At 69.8% G+C, this 22,498-nt stretch carries 21 protein-coding genes; 12 read left to right on the top strand and 9 right to left on the bottom strand.

The genetic code is table 11. The features are described 5' to 3' along the window. Window positions 1–97: 97 nt before the first annotated feature. The 3 genes from BKA15_RS02900 to glgX all read right to left on the bottom strand — a co-directional run bounded on the left by BKA15_RS02900 (window position 98) and on the right by glgX (window position 4,141). Window positions 98–982 carry an endonuclease domain-containing protein gene (locus BKA15_RS02900; protein WP_179748014.1) on the bottom strand — a complete coding sequence of 295 codons (885 nt, stop codon included), beginning with the start codon at window positions 980–982 and terminating at the stop codon, window positions 98–100. A gap of 79 nt (window positions 983–1,061) precedes the next feature. Next, complete coding sequence (locus BKA15_RS02895) at window positions 1,062–2,012, bottom strand: alpha/beta hydrolase (RefSeq protein ID WP_179748013.1); 951 nt, start codon at window positions 2,010–2,012, stop codon at window positions 1,062–1,064. 26 nt (window positions 2,013–2,038) lie between these two features. Next, a complete protein-coding gene (glgX, locus tag BKA15_RS02890; protein ID WP_179748012.1) occupies window positions 2,039–4,141 on the bottom strand; it encodes a glycogen debranching protein GlgX in 2,103 nt (700 codons plus the stop codon). Between the two features lie 120 nt (window positions 4,142–4,261). Here glgX and BKA15_RS02885 point away from each other — a divergent pair, with 120 nt between their 5' ends. From BKA15_RS02885 to BKA15_RS02870, 4 genes are read left to right on the top strand one after another with little or no spacing between them, the layout of a single operon-like run. After that, window positions 4,262–5,200 (top strand): class I SAM-dependent methyltransferase, encoded by a 939-nt coding sequence (locus BKA15_RS02885; protein ID WP_179748011.1) that lies wholly within the window; start codon window positions 4,262–4,264, stop codon window positions 5,198–5,200. Further along, window positions 5,197–5,877: an acyltransferase gene (locus BKA15_RS02880; RefSeq protein ID WP_179748010.1), complete on the top strand. Its 681-nt coding sequence runs from the start codon at window positions 5,197–5,199 to the stop codon at window positions 5,875–5,877. The genes BKA15_RS02885 and BKA15_RS02880 overlap by 4 nt, the downstream gene beginning before the upstream one ends. Window positions 5,878–5,927: 50 nt before the next feature. Continuing rightward, window positions 5,928–6,707 carry an electron transfer flavoprotein subunit beta/FixA family protein gene (locus BKA15_RS02875; protein WP_179748009.1) on the top strand — a complete coding sequence of 260 codons (780 nt, stop codon included), beginning with the start codon at window positions 5,928–5,930 and terminating at the stop codon, window positions 6,705–6,707. 12 nt (window positions 6,708–6,719) lie between these two features. Beyond that, a complete protein-coding gene (locus tag BKA15_RS02870; protein WP_179748008.1) occupies window positions 6,720–7,673 on the top strand; it encodes an electron transfer flavoprotein subunit alpha/FixB family protein in 954 nt (317 codons plus the stop codon). Between the two features lie 369 nt (window positions 7,674–8,042). Here BKA15_RS02870 and BKA15_RS35220 read toward each other — a convergent pair whose 3' ends face one another. Continuing rightward, window positions 8,043–8,522, bottom strand: coding sequence for an ATP-binding protein (locus BKA15_RS35220; RefSeq protein ID WP_179748007.1), 480 nt, complete (start codon window positions 8,520–8,522; stop codon window positions 8,043–8,045). A gap of 27 nt (window positions 8,523–8,549) precedes the next feature. Here BKA15_RS35220 and BKA15_RS02860 point away from each other — a divergent pair, with 27 nt between their 5' ends. From BKA15_RS02860 to BKA15_RS02850, 3 genes are all read left to right on the top strand, one after another. Further along, complete coding sequence (locus BKA15_RS02860; RefSeq protein ID WP_179748006.1) at window positions 8,550–9,716, top strand: cysteine desulfurase family protein; 1,167 nt, start codon at window positions 8,550–8,552, stop codon at window positions 9,714–9,716. Between the two features lie 108 nt (window positions 9,717–9,824). Beyond that, window positions 9,825–10,043, top strand: coding sequence for a hypothetical protein (locus BKA15_RS02855; RefSeq protein ID WP_179748005.1), 219 nt, complete (start codon window positions 9,825–9,827; stop codon window positions 10,041–10,043). 44 nt (window positions 10,044–10,087) lie between these two features. Continuing rightward, window positions 10,088–11,197, top strand: a complete 1,110-nt coding sequence (locus tag BKA15_RS02850; RefSeq protein ID WP_179748004.1) for a hypothetical protein — start codon at window positions 10,088–10,090, stop codon at window positions 11,195–11,197. Here BKA15_RS02850 and ltrA read toward each other — a convergent pair. The 3 genes from ltrA to BKA15_RS02835 form a co-directional block, all read right to left on the bottom strand. Continuing rightward, window positions 11,139–12,500, bottom strand: coding sequence for a group II intron reverse transcriptase/maturase (ltrA, locus tag BKA15_RS02845; protein ID WP_312878799.1), 1,362 nt, complete (start codon window positions 12,498–12,500; stop codon window positions 11,139–11,141). The genes BKA15_RS02850 and ltrA overlap by 59 nt on opposite strands. Window positions 12,501–13,398: 898 nt before the next feature. Continuing rightward, window positions 13,399–14,205 (bottom strand): hypothetical protein, encoded by an 807-nt coding sequence (locus BKA15_RS02840; RefSeq protein ID WP_179748002.1) that lies wholly within the window; start codon window positions 14,203–14,205, stop codon window positions 13,399–13,401. Continuing rightward, window positions 14,202–15,173 (bottom strand): aminoglycoside phosphotransferase/kinase family protein, encoded by a 972-nt coding sequence (locus BKA15_RS02835; RefSeq protein ID WP_179748001.1) that lies wholly within the window; start codon window positions 15,171–15,173, stop codon window positions 14,202–14,204. The genes BKA15_RS02840 and BKA15_RS02835 overlap by 4 nt, the downstream gene beginning before the upstream one ends. Before the next feature lie 149 nt (window positions 15,174–15,322). Here BKA15_RS02835 and mnmA point away from each other — a divergent pair, with 149 nt between their 5' ends. Beyond that, window positions 15,323–16,423, top strand: a complete 1,101-nt coding sequence (gene mnmA / locus BKA15_RS02830) for a tRNA 2-thiouridine(34) synthase MnmA (protein ID WP_179748000.1) — start codon at window positions 15,323–15,325, stop codon at window positions 16,421–16,423. Next, window positions 16,420–17,409, top strand: coding sequence for a uroporphyrinogen decarboxylase/cobalamine-independent methonine synthase family protein (locus BKA15_RS02825; RefSeq protein ID WP_179747999.1), 990 nt, complete (start codon window positions 16,420–16,422; stop codon window positions 17,407–17,409). The genes mnmA and BKA15_RS02825 overlap by 4 nt, the downstream gene beginning before the upstream one ends. A gap of 6 nt (window positions 17,410–17,415) precedes the next feature. Here the strand turns inward: BKA15_RS02825 and BKA15_RS02820 are convergent, their stop codons facing one another. Then, on the bottom strand, window positions 17,416–17,862 hold the full coding sequence (locus tag BKA15_RS02820; RefSeq protein WP_179747998.1) for an ATP-binding protein: 447 nt from the start codon (window positions 17,860–17,862) through the stop codon (window positions 17,416–17,418). A gap of 13 nt (window positions 17,863–17,875) precedes the next feature. Continuing rightward, window positions 17,876–19,381 (bottom strand): hypothetical protein, encoded by a 1,506-nt coding sequence (locus BKA15_RS02815; RefSeq protein ID WP_179747997.1) that lies wholly within the window; start codon window positions 19,379–19,381, stop codon window positions 17,876–17,878. Between the two features lie 108 nt (window positions 19,382–19,489). Between BKA15_RS02815 and ligA the strand changes: the two genes are divergently transcribed. Genes ligA through BKA15_RS02800 form a run of 3 tightly spaced genes read left to right on the top strand, consistent with a single transcriptional unit; the run spans window position 19,490 to window position 22,486 of the window. Next, window positions 19,490–21,619: an NAD-dependent DNA ligase LigA gene (gene ligA, locus BKA15_RS02810; RefSeq protein ID WP_179747996.1), complete on the top strand. Its 2,130-nt coding sequence runs from the start codon at window positions 19,490–19,492 to the stop codon at window positions 21,617–21,619. Window positions 21,620–21,621: 2 nt separating this feature from the next. Continuing rightward, complete coding sequence (locus tag BKA15_RS02805) at window positions 21,622–22,236, top strand: class I SAM-dependent methyltransferase (protein WP_218871032.1); 615 nt, start codon at window positions 21,622–21,624, stop codon at window positions 22,234–22,236. Between the two features lie 10 nt (window positions 22,237–22,246). Then, on the top strand, window positions 22,247–22,486 hold the full coding sequence (locus BKA15_RS02800) for a hypothetical protein (protein WP_179747995.1): 240 nt from the start codon (window positions 22,247–22,249) through the stop codon (window positions 22,484–22,486). The last annotated feature ends 12 nt before the right edge of the window (window positions 22,487–22,498 follow it).

Below are 22,498 nucleotides of genomic sequence, written 5' to 3'. Positions count from 1 at the left end.
TGGCGTGTGGTCGGCAGGCGTGTCGCTTTCCTCCACGCTCCAAGCGTTTCCGCGTGGCAATCGCGATTCGGTGGTCGCCCGTGGAGGAAAAACGACATCAGCGGGCTTTGCGGCATTGCGCCATGGCCTGCCTGACCCGGTCGACGACCCAGGCTCGGTCGTAGACCAGGTGGTCCCAGGTCAGGTGGAGCACGGTCCAGCCGGCCGCGGTCAGGTCGGTCCACTTCCGCCGGTCACGATGGAACTGGTCCTGGTTCTCCGCCCGATGGAAGGCGTAGCCGTCGACCTCGATGATCAACCGCAGTCGGTCGAAGACCACGTCGACCGGATAGCGGCGACCGCCGCAGGGAACGACGACGTTGCCGGACCAACCGCGGATGCCGGCCTCGCGCAACAGGCTGTGGAGCAGGCGTTCGGCTTCCGACCACGGTGCCTTCCGCGAGTCGATGAGTGCGGCCCGGCGAAGCGAGTTCCCGGGGCGGCGCGGCGTTGCGGACAGCGCAGACCACAGCTGGTCGACGGTCGCCGAGCCGGTCCGCAGGACGTCGTCGATTCCCTGAGGCCCGATCCAGGGAACCAGGTTCAAGGCGGTGAGTGCAGGGACCGTGCTCCAGCATCCTCGGCTGCGCGTGATCAACGCGTCGGGAATCCGTTCCCGGCAGACCCGGAATCCAGGGCCCGGGGTGCGTCGCATCGGCCCGGACAGGGTGACCACCGGAACGGCGAGGTCGGGCCATTCACTCAGCCAACCGGCGGCCGGTCCGGTGAACACGGCGTCGGGGGCCCACAGGGCAGCGGCACGGACCCGAATCTCGGTCCGCTGGGCGTCCTCGACGGCGCAATGGATCCCAGGAAGGACCGACGTCAGCACGCCGGACGCGGTCAGCCGCTGGATCGACCTGGCCAGCTGCGGATGGTCGCGGGTCCTGAACACTCCGCCGCTGTCGCGGAGTGCCCGTGCGATCTCGTTCCGTGCCCTCACCCGAGAAGCTTCGAGCGAGGCGACGGCCCAGGCCCGGTTGTTCACAGGCGAAGGTGTTGTCCGTTCGGCCGAGGTGTCGTCAGGCCTCGAGGTCGGCGATGATCTCGTTGATCGCGGGGAGGGCGTCGGGGGCGATCCGGGGCATGGACAGGAAGCCGTGCACGGCGTCGGGATAGATGATCACCCGGTTCGGCACGCCGGCGGCGGTCAGGACGTCGCCGTAGCGTGGGGCGTCGTCGCGGAGCGGGTCCTGGCCGGCGGCGATCAGCAGGGCCCGGGGCAGACCGGTGTGGTCGCCGGCGTGGATCGGGCTGATCGAGGGATCGGCGCCGTCGAGGCTGTCCGGGCGGCCCTGCGGCAGGTACTGCCGGCCGTACCAGTCGAGTACCCGCCGCCCGGCCAACGGCGCGTCGTGGAACTCGGCGACCGACGCCGAGGACAGGGTGAGGTCGAGGGCGGGGTAGAGCAGGATCTGTCGCCACAGCGGTACGGCGAGCGGCTCGCCCCGGGCCCGGAGCGCGATCAGCGCCGCCAAGGTCCCGCCGGCGCTGTTGCCGATCACCCCGACCCGCTCCGGGTCGGCGTCGAACCGGGGGACCATGGCGGCCGCCAGCCGAGCCATCTGCCACGCGTCGTCGACGGCGGCCGGTGCGGGATGCTCGGGCGCCAGCCGGTAGTTCGCCGAGATCACGGTCAGGTTGCCCCGGTCGGCCAGCTGCCCGCACAGCCAGTCGGTCTGGGCCAGGTTGCCCAGCACGAACCCGCCGCCCGGGAAGTTGATCAAGAGCGGTCGGCCCGGCTCCAGGTCACGCGGCCGGTAGGCCCGCATCCGCGGCTTCGGATTCTCCGAGCCCCAGACGGAAAGATCGGTCACCTCGACCCGGCGCGGCAGCGGCCCGTAGACGATCCGGGCCAGCGGCCGGACCGGCTCGGCCCGGAGCAGCCGCAGCACCATCGTCGACGGCGGGTCAGGGTGCGGGATCATGCGTGCGGCCAGGCCGATCAGCCGGTTGCGTCGTTGCGGAGTCATGATCACCTTCCTCACCGTGCAGCGAGTCAGCCCACCCGGAGCAGCACGACCACGCGTCCCGGCAGGACCAGTCGCCGGCCGGCGTCGACCTGCTCGTCCGGCAGTTCGCCGGTCTCGCCGGTGTGCGCCTGCACCGTGTAGCTCTTCGCCCAGGGTCCGGCCGGCAGCTCCACCTCGACCGGATCCGCGCCGGCGTGGAACCAGATCAGGTACGCCTCGTCATGATCACGTTCCGGCGTGTCGTCGGCCAGGTAGAGGCCCAGCGTACGGCGGCCGCCGTCGCCCCACTCGACCTCGGTGAGCTCCTCCGGTCCGCCGCCGAACCAGGCCAGGTTCTTCCGGCCGCTCGGCCGGCCGCGGGCGTCCAGGATCGGCTCCGAATGCCGGAACCGGGTGGCCTGGAACAGCGGCGAATCGGCCCGCAGTGCGAGCAGTTCTCGGGTCAGCGCGCCGAGATCGGCCCAGTCGTCCGCGGTGTCCCAGTGCACCCAGGACAGCGGCGAGTCCTGGCAGTAGGCGTTGTTGTTGCCCTGCTGGGTCCGGCCCAGCTCGTCGCCGGCGGTGATCATCGGCGTACCGGCCGCGAGCAGCAGCGTGGCCATCAGGTTCCGGGCCTGCCGGTGCCGCAGCGCGTTGACGCCCGGATCGTCCGTTTCGCCTTCGTGGCCACAGTTCCAGGACCGGTTGTCGTCGGCGCCGTCGGCGTTGTGCTCGCCGTTGGCCTCGTTGTGCTTGCCGTCGTAGCTGACCAGGTCGCGCAGGGTGAAGCCGTCGTGCGCCGTGATGAAGTTGATCGACGCGGACGGGTCCCGGCCGGACTCCTCGAACAGGTCCGCCGAGCCGGTCAGCCGGGTCGCCAGCTCCCGTACCCCATGGGTGTGACCGCGCCAGAAATCCCTGACCGTGTTGCGGAACGCGTCGTTCCACTCGCTCCAGCCCTCGCCGAACGCGCCCAGCTGGTAGCCGTACGGACCGACGTCCCACGGCTCCGCGATGATCTTGGTCCCGGACAGCACCGGGTCCTCGGCGATCGCCGCCAGCAGCGGATGATCATGATCGACATGGTGCCGCTGGTCCCTGATCAAGGTCGTCGCAAGATCGAACCGGAACCCGTCGACACCGAGTTCGGTGACCCAGTAGCGCAGCGAGTCCAGCACCAGCCGGAGCACCCCGGGATTCGAGGTGTCGAGCGAGTTGCCGCAGCCGGTCACGTCGTAGTCGTCGATCTGATCATCGGTGAGCCGGTAGTAGCCGCGATGATCAATCCCGCGGTACGCCAGCGTCGGCCCGGTGTGACCGCCCTCGCCGGTGTGGTTGTAGACGACGTCGAGGATCACCTCGATGCCGGCCCGGTGCAGCGCCGTCACCATCTCCTTGAACTCGGTGACCTGCTCGCCCTGGGTCCCGACCGAGCAGTACGCGGCGTGCGGCGCGAAGAAGCCCAGCGTGTTGTAGCCCCAGTAGTTGGTCAGCCCGCGGCCGACCAGGAACGGCTCCGAGACGAAGTGCTGCACCGGCAGCAGCTCGACCGAGGTCACCCCGAGCGAGCGCAGGTGCTCGGTCACGGCCGGATAGCCGAGCCCGGCGAAGGTGCCGCGGAGGTGTTCCGGCACCAGCGGGTGCAGCCGGGTGTAGCCGCCGACGTGCAGCTCGTACACGCTGGTCCGGTCCCGCGGTACCGGCGCCGCGATCGGCTCCGGCGGGGGCGTGTCGGCCACCACCACGCTGAGCGGGACCGCGAGCAGCGAATCGGTCCGGTCCGGCACCTCGGGCGAGCCCGGAGCGTGGTCCAGGATCGGGCCGTTGTAGTCGACGCCGCCGGTGATCGCGCGGGCGTACGGGTCCAGCAGCAGCCGGGCCGGATTGAACCTCGCGCCCTGCTCCGGATCCCACTCGCCGTGCACCCGGTAGCCGTACCGCTGGCCGGCCCCGATGCCGGCAACGTGCCCGGTCCAGACGCCGTCGTCGCCCCTGGCCAGATCGCGATTCGCTTGCGTCCGATCCTCGGCGACCAGGACCAGTTCGACGCGGCTGGCCCGCGGCGCCCAGAGCGCGAAGCTGACCCCGCCGTCGCGTACGCGAGCGCCGAGCACCGTCGTCGCACTGGGCGCGATGCTGGCCGTCGTCATCTCTCGTACCCCCAAGGTGTCACCTCTCCTGCCGGTCGTTCCGAGTCAGTTCGGTCGACTCTGGCCGGACAGTCCATTCTGCAGGTTACCCACCGGTAACCAGGCCGGTAGTCTTCTGGCATGTCGCAGTCGCCCTCTCCGGACCAGGTGGAAGCCGCTTGGTCGGACAACAAGCTCGCCCAGGTGCTGTACCACGACTGGGAGGCGGACACGTACGACGACAAGTGGTCGATCTCGTTCGACGAACGCTGCATCGACTACGCCCGGGACCGGTTCACCGCGGTCGCGGGCACGGACGGCTGGCCGTACGCCAGGTCGCTGGAGATCGGCGCCGGCACCGGCTTCTTCACGCTCAACCTGATGCAGGCCGGCGTCATCGTGGACGGTGAGGTGAGCGACATCTCGGCGGGCATGGTCGCGGCCGCCCAGCGCAATGCTGAGCGGCTCGGGTTCGCGATCGGCGGGCGGGTCGGCGATGCGGAGTCGCTGCCGTACGACGACGACAGCTTCGACCTGGTCATCGGGCACGCCGTGATCCACCATCTGCCCGACGTGCGGCAGGCGTTCGCCGAGATCCGGCGGGTGCTGAAGCCCGGCGGCCGAGTGGTGATCTGCGGCGAACCGACCCGGCTCGGCGACGCGATCGCCCGCCGGCTGTCCCGCGCGACCTGGGCCGCGACCACGAAGTTGACCAGCCGCGGCCCGTTCCGGAACTGGTCCCGGCCGAAGCAGGAGCTCGACGAGTCGTCCCGCGCCGCGGCGCTGGAGGCGGTGGTCGACCTGCACACGTTCGACCCGGACGAGTTGGCCGAGACCGTCCGGTCGACCGGGCTGATCGACGTCGCCACGGTGACCGAGGAGCTCACCGCGGCCTGGGTCGGCTGGCCGATCCGTACCTTCGAGGCGGCGATCCGGCCGGAGCGACTCGGCTGGGGCTGGCGGATGTTCGCGTACCGGACCTGGCTCGGGCTGAGCGCGGTCGACCGGCTGCTGTCCCGAGTGGTGCCGGACGAGCTCTACTACAACGTGTCGGTCACCGGGCTGAAGCCCCGCGGATGATCAAGACCCTGGGCTGGCTGGCCCGGCGCGGCTTCCTGACGCCGGGGCATCTGCGCAGCGCGCTGCGCTATCTCTGGGTACGGCTGCGGCACCCGGAGGTCGAGTTCGAGGGGTACGCGTTCATCGGGCCCGGCGTCCGGTTCGAGGTCCGGCGCGGCTACGGCCGGTTGATCATCGGTGCCTGGTCCCACCTCGGCGAGCGGGTCAAACTCCGTGCCCACGAAGGCGTGCTGCGGATCGGGCCCAAGTGCGTGATCGGCTACGACAGCACGGTGAACTGCTATCTCGACATCGAGATCGGCGAGGCGACGATCATCGGGGACCGGGTCTACGTCTGCGATTTCGATCACCGTACCGACGACCCCGCGGTGCCGATCAAGGACCAGGGCTTGATCAAGTCGCCGGTCCGGATCGGCCCGGACTGCTGGCTCGGCACCGGCGTCACCGTGGTGCGCGGAGTTGATCTTGGTGAGGGTTCGGTGGCGGCCGCGCATGCCGTGGTCCGCGGCACCATCCCGCCCCGGTCGATCTGTGCCGGGGTGCCGGCCCGGGTGGTGGCCGACCGGGTGCAGCGCTACGCCGACACCGACCGGGAACGGGCCTACGTCAAGGCCCTCGGCGACCGGGCCGAGGCGGCGGTCCGCCGGATCCTCGAGGGCGGGGTCGATGTCGCGTAAGTTACTCGTCAGTAATATGCTGTGCTGAAGGCGAACCCGAGGGAGCTGCGATGAAGATCGTGACGCTGGTCAAGTATGTGCCGGATGCCACCGGCGACCGAACGTTCACCGATGACGGGACGGTCGACCGGAGCGTCGACGGCCTGCTGTCCGAGCTCGACGAGTACGCCGTCGAGCAGGCGCTGCAACTGGCCGACGACGGCGACGACGTCGAGGTGGTCGCGCTGACCGTCGGACCGGACGACGCCGCCGACGCGATCAAGCGGGCGCTGCAGATGGGTGCCTCGGCCGGCGTCCACGTCTGCGACGACGCCGTGCACGGCACCGACGTGATCGGCACCAGCGCCATCCTCGCCGCGGCGATCCAGCGGCTGGAACCGGATCTGGTGATCACCGGCATGTCGTCCACCGACGGCACCATGGGCGTGATGGCCGCGCTGCTCTCGGAGCGGCTCGGCTGGCCGGCGTTGAGCTTCGGGGCGACCGTCGCGGTCGAGGGGAGCACGGTGTCGATCCGGCGCGACGGCGACGTGGCCAGCCAGACGGTCGAGGCCGACCTGCCGGCGATCGTCAGCGTCACCGACCAGTCGGGCGAGGCCCGCTATCCGTCGATGAAGGGCATCCTGGCCGCGAAGAAGAAGCCGGTGGAGGAGTGGACCGTCGCCGACCTCGGCCTGGATCCGGCCGACCTGGGCTTCGACGGCGCCTGGACCGCCGTCGCCGAGACCCAGCCGCGGCCGCCGAAGCAGGCCGGCCAGGTCGTCACCGACGCCGACGGCAGCGGTGCCGCCGCCTTTGTCGAGTTCCTGTCCGCCGGCAAGTACGTCTGAGAGGGAGACCTGATGTCGACAGTCGTTGTCCTGGTCGAGCACACCGACGGCCAGGTGGCCAAGCCGGCCCTGGAACTGCTCACCCTGGCCCGCCGGATCGGCGAGCCGGTTGCCGTCGTCCTCGGCGCCGGTGCCGAGACCGCCGCGCCGAAGCTGGGCGAGTACGGCGCCACCAAGATCATCTCCGTGGACGACCCGGCGCTGGACGAGTTCCTGATCGCGCCGAAGGCCGACGCGCTGGCCCAGGTCGCGCAGCCGCTGCAGCCGGCCGCGATCTTGATCAGCTCCACCGTGGACGGCAAGGAGATCGCCGCCCGGGTGGCCTTCAAGCTGGAGTCCGGGTTGATCACGGACGCCGTCGACCTGGAGGTCGTCGACGGCGAGGTGATCACCACCCAGTCGGTGTTCGCCGGCAACTGGAGCGTCCGTTCCAAGATCACCCGCGGCGCCCCGGTGATCACCGTGAAGGCCAACGCCGTCGCGCCGGAACAGGCGCCGGCCGAGCCGGCGGTCGAGACCGCCGCGGTGACCATCGGCGACGCGGCCCGGAAGGCGCGGATCGTCAAGGTGGAGCCGAAGCAGGCCAGTGGTCGTCCCGAGCTGACCGAGGCGGCGATCGTCGTCGCCGGCGGCCGCGGCACCGGCGGCAACTTCGGTCCGGTCGAGGAACTGGCCGACGTGCTCGGCGCGGCCGTCGGCGCGTCCCGGGCTGCGGTCGACTCCGGTTGGTATCCGCACGCGTACCAGGTCGGCCAGACCGGCAAGACCGTGTCGCCGCAGCTCTACGTCGCGGCCGGCATCTCCGGTGCCATCCAGCACCGGGCCGGCATGCAGACCTCGAAGTCGATCGTGGTGATCAACAAGGATCCCGAGGCGCCGATCTTCGCCTTGGCCGACCTCGGCATCGTCGGCGACCTGCACGCCGTGCTGCCGGCCGTCACCGCCGAGGTGAAGTCCCGCAAATGATCTTGTGCGCGACCCCGGCGGCGACGTCGCCGGGGTCGCGGCTCGGGATAGGTTGACGGCGTGGGATTCCTTGGTGCGCCTCAGCTGGAGAACGAGTTCGTCCGCCTGGAACCCTTGGGGCAGGGGCATCGGGACGATCTGGCGGCTGCCGTACGGGTCGGCGAACTGTGGCGGACCTGGTACACGCACATCCCGTCGCCCGACTTGCGTCCCGGCCGAGCCAGGTGGAGCCGATCTCGAGGCGCCGGTTCTCCTGCTGGGCCGCGCCTTCGACGACCTCGGCTGCGGCGCCGTCGAGTTCCGTACCCACTGGCACAACCGGGCCGACCGTGAAGTTTGCCCTCCAGGAGCGCCTGCGGCGTTGAACCTTCAGCGCCGGGGCACGGCCGCGGACGTGATCTTGTGGACGACCTCCGCGGCGACATCGCCCGGGTCCCGCTCGGTCGAATCCACCCGCGGCAGCCCGAGCTTGCGATAGGCGGCCGCGTCGGTCACGCCCTCCATGATCACCGCGGGGTCGTCCCGGGACGCCAGCCTGGCCTGGCGCTCGGCGTCGGCGCAGTCGAGCAGCAGCCACGGACCGCCCGGCCAGCCCTGCAGTTCCTCCGGGGTGCAGACCCAGAGCAGCAACACCGGATTCGGCAGCACCAGTTCGATGACCGTGCGGAGCAGCCCTTCGTAGGCCGGCCAGGTCGCCGGGGTGGAGGCGATCGGCGCTCCGGCGAGCCGCTCCGCGTCCGGCATCAGCGCGTCGCCGTCCAGGACGGTCCAGCCCGGCAGCCGCGGGCGGAGGTGGGGGATCAGCGTCGTCTTGCCCGACCCCGGCGCCCCGAGCACGTACCCGATCATGGGCGGAACCTTATTAGTCTTGGCCCGGTGACGAACCGGGTTTATCTCGATCACGCGGCGACCACCGCTCTGGTGCCGGCCGCGATCGAGGCGATCACCCGGGAGCTGGCTCGGCTGGGCAATCCTTCCTCGCTGCACGGTTCAGGCCGGGACGCCCGGCGGGTGGTGGAGGAGAGCCGGGAGGCGGTCGCGGCGGCGTTCGGGGCCCACCCGACCGAGGTGATCTTCACGGCGGGCGGGACCGAGGCGGACAACCTGGCGATCAAGGGCGGTTTCTGGGCCGCGCGGTCGGCCGACCCGGCCCGGAACCGGGTCGCGATCAGCGCGATCGAGCACCACGCCGTGCTGGAGTCGGCCGACTGGCTGGGTCGCGAGCAGGGCGCCGTCGTCGATGTGTTGCCCGTGGACGCCGAGGGCCGGGTCGATCCCGGCGCAGTCGGCGGCCAGGACACCGCACTGGTGTCGGTGATCTGGGCCAACAACGAGATCGGCACCGTGCAGCCGGTTCCGGCGATCGCCGAGGCCGCGCACCGGATCGGCGCGCTGGCCCATTCCGACGGGGTCCAGGCTGCCGGGACGTTGCCGGTCGACTTCGCCGCCAGCGGGCTCGACCTGCTCACCGTGACCGGCCACAAGCTCGGCGGGCCGGTCGGCGTCGGCGCCCTGTTCGCCCGGCGGGAGTTGACCCTCACTCCGGTGCTGCACGGCGGCGGCCAGGAGCGTGACGTACGGTCCGGGACGCTCGACGTACCCTCCGTCGCCGGGTTCGCCGCCGCAGTCGATGCCTCGATCGCCGACCGGGCTGATCATGCGGTACGGCTGCGGGCGTTGCGGGACCGGCTGACCGCCGGGCTGGCGACCCTGCCCGGCGTCCGCGTGAACGGCCCGACCGCCCCCGACGAGGTGCTGCCGGGCATCGTCAACGCATCCTTCGACGGCTGCGACGCCGACGCGATCGTGCTGCTGCTCGACCAGGCCGGCATCGACGCGTCCGCCGGAGCCGCCTGCTCCGCCGGCGTCACCGAGCCGTCGCACGTGCTCCTGGCGATGGGCCGTACCCCCGCCGAGGCCCGGTCCGCCGTCAGGTTCTCCTTCGGCCGTACGACCAGCGATGTTGATCTTGATCGACTGCTGGCCGTCCTGCCCGACATTGTCGTACGGGCTCGCGCGGCCGGCTCCTTGTCCTCCTGGTAACCCGCTGCTCGCATGCCCCGAGCCTGTCGAAGGGCGGAGCCAAGATCACCCCTAGATTCCCTTGTTTTGTTGGGATATCTGTCGGTTGATCATGCTAGAATAGCTGACATGTTCGAATCACTGGAGTCGGAGGTCGCCGGTTACGGCACCGATGACGTCCTCAAGGCCGCCGGCGAGGTGAAGCGTGCCCGGATCGCGGCCGCGAACAAGATCTTGGTGCTGACCGCGGCCTGGGCGGATGCGTATCCGGCGGAGTCGATCATGGGTGACGGGCCGGGGATGGCAGGCGGTCCGGCCGGGTGGTGCGGGCACGCCGGCGGTGAATGACCTGGCGATGCTGGAGCTGGTGGCAGGCCTGCCAGCTGGCCCGGATGACGCACGACCTGTCGGTGGAGAATGCCGCCGCGGTGGATCGGGCGGTCGCCCGGATCGCCGGCGCGCAGCCGTTCGGCAAGGTGCGGGATGTGACCGAGGCGGCGATCCTGCGGGTCGATGGGGACCGGGCCCGTGCGGAGTACGAGCAGCGGCGCAACCAGGTCGGGGTGTGGAAGTCGCAGGCCGACGACAACGGCCACAGAGGGCTCTTCGCCCGGCTGGAACCGCTGGCCGCGGCCCGCGTGTACGGCCGCGTCCAGGAATTGGCGGACCGCCTCGATGAAGGCACGGCCGATGAGCGGCGGGCCGAAGCGTTCGGACTGCTCGGTGACGTCGGCGCGATCACCCGGCTCCTGGCCAGGCGGCGCCAGCCGGAACTGTTCGACGAGGATCTCGCCGAGTCGATCGAGGCGCTCACTCCCGACGATGAGCCGGATGCGGTGATCGAGGAGTCCGAGGTGCATCCGGCGTTGCGGGACCGCCCGGCCCGGGTTGAGGTGGAGTCGGCGATGTTCCAGGCAGCGGTCGATCGGATCGTCGCGCAACTGGACCCGACCGTGTTGCGGCCGACCACCACGATGATCGTGCACATCGCGGCCGAGGACCTCGTCGACGGTGACGGTGTGTGCCGGGTGTCCGAGGTCGGTCCGGTGCTGAAGAGTGTGATCGGTGACTGGCTGGGCCATGATCGGGTCGTGGTCCGGCCGGTGATCGAACTGAACGACGTGCCGCCGGCGGTGGACGACTACGAGATCCCGCCGCGTTTTCGTGATCAGGTGTTGTTGCGGCAGCCCGCGAGCGCGTTCCCGTGGTCGACGTCGACCCGGCGTCTTGATCTTGACCACACCGAGCCGTACCAGCACAAGGACGGACCGCCCGGCCAAACCCGGGTCGAGAAACTGTGCCCGATGGACCGGTTCGAACAGTTGAGTCGGCCTGGGGCGCGGTGTCGGGATTGCTCCCGGTCCGTTTCCCCAGGCCGCTCTCCGAACCCGGCGTGCGTGTTTCCACGCACCGGGCTCTCCATGGTTCTGCCGGTGGGTTGGTTCAGACAGTGTGGGTCCAGGGGTTGGGGATCTTGTAGCCGCGGTAGCGGTAGCGAGTGATCGGTTCCGCTGCCGGGTTGAACAGTACGATCCCGTCCGCGCTGATCGGCCTCCATCTTCCGGTGGGGGTGACGAGCCAGCGTCGGACGTCCTTCCATTTCCAGCGGTGCCGGGTTCGCATCATGTGCACGATCCGCCACCCGGTAAACCAATAGAGGTGGCTGAAGGTGTGTTTCGCGACGGCGTGCTTGAAATAGTTGGTCCAGCCGCGACTGATCTGGTTGATCCGGATCAGCACGTTCCTGAGCTCTTGCTGTGACGTTCTGGGGGTCAGGGCACGAATCTTGTCCCGGATCGACCGGATCGGTCGTTTCGCGACGAAGGTGTAGACGTACCATCTCTGCGTTCCTCGTTTTCGTTTCCACTGGATGTGGAACCCGAGGAAGTCGAACCCCTCACTCATGTGCACGATCTGGGTTTTCGCCTCTGACAGCGTCAATCCGATCGGTGCAAGCACCTGAATGATCTTCTCGTGTAGGCCCTCGACATGGGCCCGTTCACCGTGGACCAGAACGACGAAATCGTCGGCGTAGCGGACGATCCGCCAGTTCGGCTCACCTTTCTGGACCCGTGTTTTACGTCGTTGCTGAGTCGACATCGACCCGCCTGGCTGCCATGGCTGCTGGACGTGCTCGTCGAGCACTGACAGCGCAATATTGGCCAGGAGCGGGGACAGGATGCCGCCTTGCGGAGTGCCGGTGTTGGTGTCCTCAACCTCGCCGAGTTCGGTCAAGATCCCGGCTTTGAGGAACGCCTTCACCAGCCGCAACACGCGCTTGTCTTTGACCCGGAGCCGCACCCGGTCCATCAGGGCCGCGTGGTCGATCCGGTCGAAACACGCCTCGATGTCAGCATCGAGCACCCAGCGGTATCCGTTGGTGCCGTACTGGTGGATCTCGGCGATTGCGTCGTGTGCGCGCCGTTCGGGCCGGAACCCGTAGGAGACCGGCTGAAAGTCGGCCTCGAAGATTGGTTCCAGCACCAGCTTCAACGCGGCCTGGACGACCCGGTCAATCACCGTCGGAATCCCCAACCGGCGGACCTTCCCGGCCCCGCCCGGTTTGGGAATCTTGCGTTCCCGCACCGGTTGCGGCCGAAACTCCCCAGACTTGATCAAGGAGCGTAGATCGTCCAGGAACCGCGTGACTCCGACCTCGCGTTCGATCCGGGCGACTGTCCACCCGTCCGAACCCGCCGTCACAGCTCCGCGATTGCCCGCGACCCGATCCCACGCCATGATCAGCGTGGCCGGGTCATGCACGAGATTAAACAGATCGTCGAACCGGCGGCCGGGATCGGCCACCGCCCAACGGTGAAGTTTGGCCTGAATCCCCGATACCCGCCGCCGAGGACCATCCGGCACTATCGGCAGCGAGGCGTCCCCGTTCGGGGCAGCGTCTTTCGGCATGACAATCTCCAATTCTCTTCTCGATACCACTGCCGCCCTTCGCCCTGTGACCGGCTCTCCCGGACTCCGATGGCGGGTCGTGACTCCCGCGACTACTACGACGGCTCCGCCCCGTCCCCGACCGATCGGTCGACGGTGAACCCAGCCCCCACGCTCACACCGGCTGTGTGGCGTTCTGAGGCGGACCGGGGACGGTTCCCGTGTTCACTTGTTGATCGCTCGACGAAGGAGGCAGCCGACTTGGACCCTGCGACCTCGCTGTGGCTACGCCACAGACCTTCACCACAGCCTTCCTATCGCCGCTCGAATAGCTCCAGGAAGTTCCCCACAAGATCACCAATCGATGATCAACAGCGGGTGCGCGTCGCATCCGGCCCTGATCCGCCAGGTTTCGAGCCGGTGTGTCATTGAGGGACGTATACGCCGGTTTCTCGCGTCTACCTTTCCGTCCTCGCTAGCCGGACCCGCACCATCTGGCAGTACTGACACGTCCCGGCATCGTCAGGGCCGCTTCCACCCATCCCGGCACCTCCCGGGACAGGCTGCCCTCAGCTTCGCAGTCCTGCTGCGACAGAACCACGGTGCAGGCCTCTCACCTCCACTCGATCAACAAGCGCCTCACGGCGCACCCGGGCGGTCACCCATGGCGGTTGGTCGCGGCGGAGACCGGACCCGACCACGATGATCTTCCGATCCCCACACGGCCACGTGTACGTGACGAACCGTACCGGCACCCATGATCTTGGTGACGGACCGGCCGCCCACTCCCTCTGGGCCGCGACCGCCCACTGACCTACTGGGTGGTCGCGGTGCTCCTCGGAACGCACACCGGCTTGAGCGCCTGTGCGTGCCGGTTCGCGATCTCCACCCTCGTCACCCACGCAATCGGATCCGTGTCGTGGCGATCCGCTTCGTCGTCGAAATCCTCGACAATTCGATACGACAGCCCGTTCGCTTCACGATAGGCGATGCTCAAACCTCGTTGCTCGGCGAGCATTGGCCACTCGATGTCGCTGGCGATCGAGTTCTCGGTGCCGTGCTCGACGATGGCGAGGGCGGCGGCTGGCGACATCGCCCGGAAGGCGAACATCAGGTCCCACGCCCGGCCGGTGGTGAGCTCATAGATGTGGTTGACGATGGCCTCGGTTAGGCGCAGCCGTCTCGGACACGCACTCCTGGCATCTTCGGTCCGACCGATCACGAGGAAGTCTGCGGGCAGCACCTCAAGATGCTGTTCGAGCTCGGCCCGGTCGGCCTCAATCCAGCGCATCACGTGATCGAGGTCCGAGTACAGCACGATCGACGGCTTGAACTCGAGCGCCAGCCGAACCGCTTCTCGGCGATGTGCCCCGACGTGCTCGTCCGATGGTCGATCGCGGACGACGTTCGCGCCAAGATCAACTTCGAGGAATGACACAACAGCTGGCGCTGTCCTTGTCGTCGCGAGCACACCGAACCCGGCGAAGACCTCGCGCAGCGGTGTCGCCAACCTCCGGAGGCCTTCGAGGAGATTCCCTCCTCGATCATGCACGGTTGCGGCCAGCACGGCTCGCCGTTCAACAGTGCCCACGGGCCAATCCTGGCTCACATCGTTCGTCATGAGCGGATTGCTTGAGTGACGTAGCTGTCGGTTGCGGCACGCCAGACCGATGGGAGACGCCAGGATGGATCCGTATCCGGTCCGAGGATCGACCACATCCGTAGTGCGTACCACCCGAGAGCGATGGCCTCGACACGCTTCAGGTCGGTGCCGCTGATCGTTTGCAGCCCGAGAGCGGCGCGTCGCACACCCATGAGTGGTACGAGTCCCTGCCAGCCGACGCGGTCCGGATCGGAATTCAGGACCTGGCAATAGGCGGCTTCGAACGCCCAGGGCATCAAGCTTGGTTCGAAGTCGATCAAGACCGCGTCACTGAGCTGCGGTGCTGGCGTGCGCATGAGGACGTTGGCCATGTGGAGGTCACCGTGACAGATCTCCGGCGGGCAAACATCACAGACGAACGTCCAATCTTGATCGAGGCGGTCGAGCATGGATGCTGCTGGTCCGGGCGCGCCGCGCACCATTGCGGAGCGAATCCAGCCGGCGACGTCATCGACTGTCACGACGGAGTGGGGCCCGGTCGGGTGATTGCGGGCCAAGCGGTGGAAGCGGGCGCCGGCCGCCATCAACATCCCGAACTCGAGCCCGCACCAGCCTGGATGGAGACCGCCAGGCAGCCGCTCCGCCAGGATCCAACCCAAGTCGATATCGCCGAGTCGACTCCCGCTCGCGAACAGCATCGGCGCAAGGCTCGGGTCTTCCTTGGCGATGGTCTCCGTCCACCAGCGTTGAGCTGGCGACACGCCGACCTTCAAGATCACGTCGGCACCCGAAGCTCTCCACTTTCCGGCGAAATGGAGGCCGCTCGAGCCCCATTCGGCCCCGAAGAACTCGAGGTCAGCCAGGCCGCGCAACGCAGGTTCAGCACGAGCTCGATGATGAACGAGGGCGACAGCTTCCGGATCATTCCGAAGGTGGCCGTCTGCGCCGATGAACGATGATCCGTCCCGTGTCGCGCTCGACGCCATGGCCGACATCCTCGCCGGGTGCCTGCAAGGTTTCAATCGGATAAGGCTGTACGAGGGCACGCTTAGCTGCGGTCCGTGGTCCGGTCAGGTGCTGGTGCCGCGACGGATTAGACTCGGGCGGTCCAGGGAATCTCTCGAAGGTGTTGACGATGAAGGTCTTGGCAGCGATGTCCGGCGGCGTCGATTCGGCGGTGGCCGCGGCGCGCGCGGTCGACGCCGGGCACGACGTGACCGGTGTTCATCTCGCGCTGTCCAAGAATCCGCAGTCGTTCCGGTCCGGAGCCCGCGGGTGCTGCTCGCGGGAGGACTCCCACGATGCCCGGCGGGCCGCCGACGTGCTCGGGATTCCCTTCTATGTCTGGGATCTCTCGGACCGGTTCGCGGCCGACGTCGTGGACGATTTCGTCGCCGAGTACGCGGCGGGCCGGACCCCGAATCCGTGCTTGCGCTGCAACGAGAAGATCAAGTTCTCGGCGGTGCTGGACCGGGGGATCGCGCTCGGCTACGACGCCGTGTGCACCGGGCACTACGCCCGGCTGGTGCGCACCGACGACGCCATCGAGTTGCATCGCGCGGCGGACGCGGAGAAGGACCAGAGCTACGTGCTCGGGGTGCTGACACCGGATCAGCTCAAGCGGTCGTACTTCCCGCTCGGCACGTCGGTGAAGGCCGAGGTCCGGGCCGAGGCGGCGCGGCGCGGCCTGGCGGTCGCGGACAAGCCCGACAGCCACGACATCTGCTTCATCCCGGACGGCGACACCGCGGGTTTCCTGGAGCGGCGGCTCGGCGAGCGGCCGGGCGCGATCGTCGACGAGTCCGGAACCCGGCTGGGTGAGCACGCCGGCAGCCACCGGTTCACCATCGGCCAGCGGCGCGGGCTGAAGTTGGGCGATCCGGCCGGCGACGGCAAGCCCCGCTACGTGCTGGACATCTCGCCGGTCACCAACACGGTCACGGTCGGCCCGCGGGAGTCGCTCGAGGTCGGCGAGATCGTCGGGATCCGGCCGAGCCGACTGGGCTGGTCCGGTGAGCGGCGCCGGGCCGAGGTGCAGGTACGGGCTCACGGCGCGGCCCTGCCGGCCGAAGTGATCATGGACGACGACGGCTGCCGGGCGGTGCTGGACCAGCCGGCGACCGGGATCGCCCCGGGCCAGGCCCTGGTGATCTACGACGGCAGCCGGGTGATCGCCAGTGCCACGATCGACCGCGCGACGACCGACACCATGACTGCCGTGCCCGGTCCGGCATGACCCTCGAGCAGACCGTCGTCCACACCGGAGTCGGCTCCTGGCCCGGCACCGACATCGTCGAGGCGATCAAGATCACCTTCGACGAGTGCCCGGAACTCCCTTATCTGCCTGAGCTTCCGGCCCGCGGCGCAGCCGCCGGGCTGATCGGCCGCGGCGCCGGACAGCTGGCCGACCTGACCGTCGACCTGCAGCCCTCGGGCTGGCGGCTGACCGACGGGCTCGGACTCGATCATCGCCGGGCGGTCGCGTTGTTCCGTGATGATCTTGATCTGCTGGAGGAGCAGGCGCAGGGCTACGCCGGCTGTTTCAAGATCGGCTTCGCCGGGCCGTGGACGCTGGCCGCTTCGATCGAACGCCAGCGCGGCGGGCTGGTCCTGGCCGATCGCGGCGCCCGCCGCGATCTCGGCCAGTCGCTCGCCGAGGGCCTGGCCGAGTTGATCAGCGAGCTGAACCGGCGGTTGCCGGACCTGCGCCTGATCATCCAGCTCGACGAGCCGCTGCTGCCGGCGGTGCACCAGGGCCGGGTCCCGACGGCGAGCGGGTACGCCACCCACCGGCCGATCGACGATCCGGAGCTGAGCGAGACCCTGACCCACGTCGTCCGTCGGCTCGACCCGACGCCCGTGGTGGTTCACTGCTGTGCCGCCGGGGCGCCGATCCCGCTGCTGGCGGGCACCGGCCTGCACAGCCTCGGCCTCGACCTGGATCAGCTCCGGCCAGCCGACTGGGACGGTATCGGGCCGGCCCTGGAACAGGGCCTCTGGTTCGGCATCGGCGCGGCGCCGACCGACCGGGTGATCGGACCGGACGCGGTGGCCGAGCGCGTGCTCGGGCCGGTTCGCGATCTTGCTCTGGACCCGGCCACGACCCGGCTCGCGATCACGCCCGCCTGCGGGCTGGCCGGTGCCACCCCGGCCGACGCGCTGGCGATCCTGCGCTCGGTCCGTACCGCCGCCGGCATCGTGGCCGACGAACTGCCGCGCTGACGCCGGCTAGCCCGAACGCAGGCACTCCCCGACCCGGTCGGCCAGGGCCGCGACCGGCAGCCGGCCGTCCAGCTCGAGCGAAGCCCCGGGCAGGATCAGCGGTTCGACCTCGGCGACGTAGCGCGCGATGTCGGCCTGCTGCTCGGCCGTCCTGCCGTACGGGTTGTTGGTCCGTGTCCGTACCCGCTCCAGGAGCACGGGCAGCGGCACCCGGAGATAGATCACGTGCTCGAACCGGTCGTAGAACCGACCCTGGTTCTCGACCGTGCCGCTGACCGCGACCGTGGAATGTTCGGCGAGCAGGGCGCTCATCCGCGGCTCGTCCCACAACCCGTCGGGCAGCACCCAGTCGTCGTAGTCGGTGTCGACGGTACGGAAGCCCCGCTCGGCGACGGCGTCCAGCAGCGTGGTCTTCCCCGCCCCGGACATCCCGGTCACCAGCACTCGTGCCACCGCAGGAGCGTAGCTAACCGGTGCCGATCAGCAGCGGCGGCCGGCCGGGCAGGACGACCAGGACCCGCCTGTCACCGGCCGGCACGACGCGGCCGGGCAGCGCGTCCGGTGCCACCCGCGGGAGCCGGAGCCGGGCCAGCTCGGTGCCGTCCGCGAGGTCGTACGCGAGCAGAGTGGACTCCTCGCCCAGCGTGCCGAACGGTCCGGGCGGCGCGTCGCCGAGCACCACAACGGTCGAGCCGACGACGCTGACCACGGGCCGGGTCGGGCCGGCGACCGGCAGTGGGGCAGTCCGCCAGGCGGGCGGGGCGCCGGTTCGGACGAACGGGGTCCAGGGCCAGCCCTCCAGCACGTCGCCGGTCAGCCGGGCCCGGCCGTGCTGGCCGAGGTCGCTGTCCGGGGTCCGGCCGAGGGCCGTCGCGGTCTCGAACGGCTCGCCGCCGCCGATCACTGGGCCGGGCCGGACGACGGAGACGTAGCCGTGCGGCTGCTCGACGATCAGCAACCCGTTCCGGACCCGGATCGACCACGGGCTGACGCAGTCGACGGCCTCGGTCGGCCCGTTCTGGAGCCGCACGATGCAAGGCCCGAGATCGTCGCCGCCCAGCGTGATCGCCGCCCCGTCGATCAGCCGGATCGCCTTGCCCTCAAGGGTTCCAGCGGGTTCGCCGGTGGCCGAGCGGAGCTCCCAGTGGGGCGATTCGGCGGGACCGTCGGTGGTCCGGACGGCGAGCTGGCTCGGCAGCCCGGTCGAGGCGTACTCGGCGATGTCGGGCCGGTGCAGGGCCACGTACGGCACCTCGAGCTGCCAGGTCCGCTCACCGGTGGCGGCCCGGCCCTCGACCCGGCAGTCGCCGCCGGCGCAGAAGGCGAGCGCGACGACACCCTCGTCGTAGGCGAGGATCCGGTGGCTGTCGACCGGGCTCGGCCAGGTCGGTCGGCCGGCGAGGTCGTACCGCAGGAAGCCGGCGGTGGTCCGGACCAGGATCCCGTCGCCGACGGCGGTGGCCACGGCCGACCGCTCGATGGGTATGTCGGCGATGAGCGACCCGTCGCCGACGCGCAGGAACACCAGTCGCCCCTCGCCGGCCAGCACCGCGGTGTCCCCGACGACGGTCAGCGGTCGGGTCCCCGCTCCGTCGGCCCCGGCCACCCACCGCAGCCCGGAGCCGCGCGGCCCCAGCTGCGGCAGCGCCAGCGGGGCGATCACCAGCAGCAGCGTCGCGCCGCCGACCAGGAACGTCGTGATCAGGGTGATTCGGGACCGGAGCTCGGGCGCGGCGGTCCGGGCGGCCAGCCAGACCAGCGCCACCACGAACAGGGCCGGCACCGTCGCGGTGGCCAGCCGCATTTCGAGGGTGCGCCCGGACCAGTCCAGCGCGGCCACGACGAGGCTCGTGCCGAGCAGCAGCGCGAGTCCGACCATGAGCCAGGGCCCGCGGGCGGCGGCGCGCCCGGACCCGTCCTCGTCGGACGCGATTCGGGGGTCCTCCCGCCCGAGGACATCCTTCGCGGACATGGTCAGGTCGCTTTCCGGTGCCGGCGCAGTGCCACCCTCCAAGCCAGTATGGCGGCGAAACGAGGGCCGATGTCGGCTCGGCACACTACTGTTTCGCTCGTGGCACGGATGAGTGAAGAGGATCTGCCGGACACCGCGAAGATCGATGTCGACCTGGACGACCCGGACCCGAAGTCCAGGGATCGGCACGCCGATCTGGCCGAGGCGTTGAACGAGGCGCGCTGGCGCTACCACGTGCTGGACGCGCCGACGATCTCCGACGCCGAGTTCGACGCGATGATGCGGGAGCTGAACGGGCTGGAGGACCGGTTCCCGTCGCTGCGGACGCCGGACTCGCCGAGTCAGCAGGTCGGCGGGCCGCCGTCGACGACGTTCACGCCGGTGCAGCACCTGCAGCCGCTGATGAGCCTGGACAACGCGTTCTCCGCCGAGGAGCTGGATCGCTGGGCGCAGCGGGCGATCCGGGAGCTGGGCGAGCAGCAGATCACCAAGTCCGGGTTCCTCTGCGAGCTGAAGGTGGACGGGCTGGCCATCGATCTGGTGTACGAGAAGGGCCGGCTGGTCCGGGCCGCCACCCGCGGCGACGGCCGGGTCGGTGAGGACGTCACCGCCAACGTCCGGACCATCGACACGGTGCCGGGGCGGCTGTCCGGGAAGGACGTGCCGGATCTGCTCGAGGTCCGCGGCGAGGTGTTCTTCGCGGTGGAGGACTTCGCGGCGCTGAACGAGCACCTGGTCGCCGACGGCAAGGCGCCGTTCGCCAACCCGCGCAACGCCGCGGCCGGGTCGCTGCGGCAGAAGGACCCCAAGATCACCGCGTCCCGCCGGCTCGGCTTCGTTGCGCACGGTCTCGGTGCCACCGAGGGGTTCGCGGTGGAGCGGCTGTCCGAGGTCTATCCGGCGCTGAAGGCCTGGGGCCTCCCGGTCAGCGCGCACGCCAAGCTCTGCCATGACCTGGACGAGGTCTGGCAGGTGATCAACCACTTCGGCGAGCACCGGCACTCGGTCGAGCACGAGATCGACGGCATCGTGATCAAGCTCGACCTGCGCTCGGTCCAAGATCAACTCGGGTCCACGTCGCGGGCGCCGCGCTGGGCGATTGCGTTCAAGTACCCGCCGGAGGAGGTCAACACGAAGTTGATCGACATCCGGGTCAACGTCGGCCGGACCGGCCGGGTCACGCCGTACGGAGTGATGGAGCCGGTCAAGGTGGCCGGGTCGACCGTGGCGATGGCGACCCTGCACAACGCGTCCGAGGTGGTCCGCAAGGGCGTGCTGATCGGCGACACGGTGGTGCTGCGCAAGGCCGGCGACGTGATCCCCGAGATCGTCGGCCCGGTTGTCGATCTTCGTACCGGCGACGAGCGGGCGTTCGAGATGCCGACCCACTGCCCGGAGTGCGGCACCGCGCTGGCGTACGAGAAGGAGGGCGATGCGGACATCCGCTGCCCGAACACCCGGTCCTGCCCGGCCCAGTTGCGGGAGCGGCTGTTCCACCTGTCCGGGCGGGCCGCGCTGGACATCGAGGTGCTCGGCTACCAGTCCGGCCAGGCGCTGCTGGACGCCGGCCTGATCGGCGACGAGGGCGACCTGTTCGGACTGACCGAGGAAGGGCTGCTGCAGAGCGAGTTCTTCACCACCAAGGCTGGCGCGCTGTCGGCGAACGGGCGCAAGCTGCTGGCCAACCTGGAGGAGGCCAAGACCCGGCCGCTGGCGAAGTTCCTGGTCGCCCTGTCGATCCGGCACGTCGGCCCCGGTGTCGCCCCCGACCTGGCGGCCGCGTTCGGCAGCATCCAGGCACTGATGGAGGCGTCCGAGGAGCAGCTCGCCGACGTCGAGGGGATCGGCCCGACCCTGGTCACGGCGATCCGGGAGCACTTCGCCGAACCGTGGCGGCGGGAGATCGTCGAGAAGTGGCTGGCCGCCGGCTGTGTGATGGCCGACGAGCCGGGGGAGGAGCGGGACCAGACGCTGGCCGGGCACTCGTTCGTCGTGACCGGCTCGATCCCCGGCTACACCCGCGACTCGGCGGCCGAGGCGATCACAAGCCGCGGCGGCAAGGTCAGCGGTTCCGTGTCGAAGAAGACCTCCTTCGTCGTGGTCGGTGAATCGCAGGGATCCAAGTACGACAAGGCGGTCACGCTGAAGGTGCCGATCCTGGACGCTGAGGGCTTCGAGGTGCTGCTGCACAACGGGCCCGAGGCGGCCGCCGAGGTGGCCCGGGTCGGCGAGGAGTGACCGTGTCCGATCCGAGAGACAGGTTCAGCGAGATGTACGCGGCCGCGGAGCGGGGCGGTGCGGCCGTGCCGTGGGACCACGAGGGCCCGCACTCGCACCTCCGGCACTGGCTGGAGCGCCGGCCCGTCGACGGTGCCGGGAAGTCCGCCGTCGTCGTCGGTTGCGGGTACGGTCGCGACGCGGCCCACCTGGCCTCGCTGGGTTTCCGTACCACCGGCTTCGACTTCGTGCCCGAAGCGGTCGCCGAGGCCCGCCGCCGGCACGGCGACACCGGAATCGACCTCCGGGTCGCCGACCTGCTCGCCCTGCCGGCCGAATGGCTGCGCGCCTTCGACCTTGTCTTCGAGAGCCTGACCATCCAGTCGATCCCGCCGGACCGCCGGGCCGACGCGACCGCGGCCGTCGCGAGCCTGGTCGCGCCCGGCGGGACCCTCGTCGTGGTGGCGTCCGCGCTGGACGAGGGCGAGGTCAAGGGTCCGCCGTGGCCGTTGTACCGGGCCGACATCGACCGCTTCACCGAGCACGGCCTGGAGCCGGTGAGCATCGACCGGGTCGGCCCGCCGGACCGCTTCGCCACCGACCCCTGGCTCGCCGAGTTCCGAGCCGCCGTTGGCTAAGGTGGTCGTCGTGCCGAAGATCTTCTCCAACCTGAACCTGAACGGGCAGGCTCCGCCGCGGGTGCAGCCCAACGTAGGCGAGTGGGGGCCGGAGAAGGTGCCCAGCACGAAGTCGAAGAAGCGGATGCGGATCTGGGTCAGCCTCGCCCTGTTCGGCGCGATGCTGGCCTGCTTCCTGCTGGGTTGGTACGTCTACTACGTGATGACCGGCGACATCGGCTTCGGGATCGGCCGCCCAGAGGGCGAATAGTTCCGCTGAGCG

The organism is Microlunatus parietis, assembly GCF_013407955.1.
GTDB lineage: Bacteria > Actinomycetota > Actinomycetes > Propionibacteriales > Propionibacteriaceae > Microlunatus > Microlunatus parietis.
This window is presented reverse-complemented; position numbering and strand designations above follow the sequence as displayed.